Below are 1,233 nucleotides of genomic sequence, written 5' to 3' on the forward strand. Positions count from 1 at the left end.
AGCAATACATTTCGCCAATACTGTCGGAATTTAGTCAGCTCTATCCCGATGTGATCCCTTATCTATATTTGAACGATAACTTATCCAACTTGGCCGAGTCCGGCTTGGATATCGTTATCCGATACGGGGAGCTGGCCGACAGCAACCTTATCTTTCGCAAACTGGCATCCAGTCGTCGAGTGCTTTGCGCGTCTCCTCAGTACTTAGCAAAGAAAGGTACACCGATCACGCCACAAGATCTCGCTCAGCACGATTGTTTAGCCATGGTCCGCAGCAATGAAGAATTGAAAACATGGCACTTTCAAGATGAAGATCAGCACAACGTCATTACTGTCGTGCCAAAGCGCTTTTCTGACGATGGTGAAGTGATTCGTCAATGGGCGTTAGATGGTGCTGGTATTGCGTTGAAATCGATTCTAGATGTGCAAGAAGACATCAAACAGCAGCGCCTCGTGACGGTGCTTAATGGTTACATGAAGAACTTCAATGCATCGACCTCTTCAGTAGGGGCTGATTTGAATGTAATTTACCTAAGTAGAAAGTATCAGCCGAGACGAGTTCGTTTGTTTCTCGAGTTCTTGATTGAGCGCTTTTGTAGCGTATTCGAAGATAAAACGCTGTAGTTTAAATATTCGATTCAATCTTGGGTCGATGGAGCGTTTGTACTTCTCTCTGCAGAGGGACTTACAATCGATGCACGGCGCTGTCGAGTAGGATTTGATAAAGCGCTAAGGCTGCAGGCCCGCTTTTAATTCCTTTTGGCAAAGTAAGGTGTAGTGCGATTTGATACTGATTTGAGTGCTCAATATCTAACACCGTGATACGGTCATTTGGACGGAACCCAACGATGTGTTTGGGTAAGCGGTAAAAGCCAACACCTTGCTCGACGGCTCTATAAGCGTGTTCGAAATTATCGACAGTAATACCAATCTGGAAAATTAACTGGTCAGCTCTATCCACCTTCTCGAACACATCTGTCTGACTCTGGTCGAGCATTTCAAAAAACTATTCCAAGCCCTACATACTTTGGAGACAATATCTTCGTAATCCGCAAAAGACTGATTGGCTAGAGAGTGTTGTCTTAACCAACTCCATACTTGTTCTATTGTAAGCGCATCATAAACCCCACATTCTAATCAATATCGGTACGTCCTAAGATCAAATCTCCAACCTCAAGGAGATCTGAAATGGCAAAACGGCGCACCAACAAAGAATGGCAAACCCTGTTTGAAA

At 44.4% G+C, this 1,233-nt stretch carries 2 protein-coding genes; one reads left to right on the forward strand and one right to left on the reverse strand.

Going from position 1 to position 1,233, the window contains the following annotated elements; translation table 11 throughout:
- The coding region (locus EXZ60_RS18855) for a substrate binding domain-containing protein (RefSeq protein WP_277436156.1) at positions 1-623 on the forward strand (623 nt) is incomplete at its 5' end.
- Positions 624-684: 61 nt separating this feature from the next.
- On the opposite strand, the gene EXZ60_RS18860 is transcribed toward EXZ60_RS18855, so the two are convergent.
- The gene (locus EXZ60_RS18860; RefSeq protein WP_277436157.1) at positions 685-996 is read right to left on the reverse strand and encodes a LysR substrate-binding domain-containing protein; all 312 of its coding nucleotides are present in this window, start codon (positions 994-996) and stop codon (positions 685-687) included.
- Positions 997-1,233 lie beyond the last annotated feature (237 nt).

Source organism: Vibrio sp. 1151_11 (genome assembly GCF_029478525.1).
Lineage (GTDB): Bacteria > Pseudomonadota > Gammaproteobacteria > Enterobacterales > Vibrionaceae > Vibrio > Vibrio anguillarum.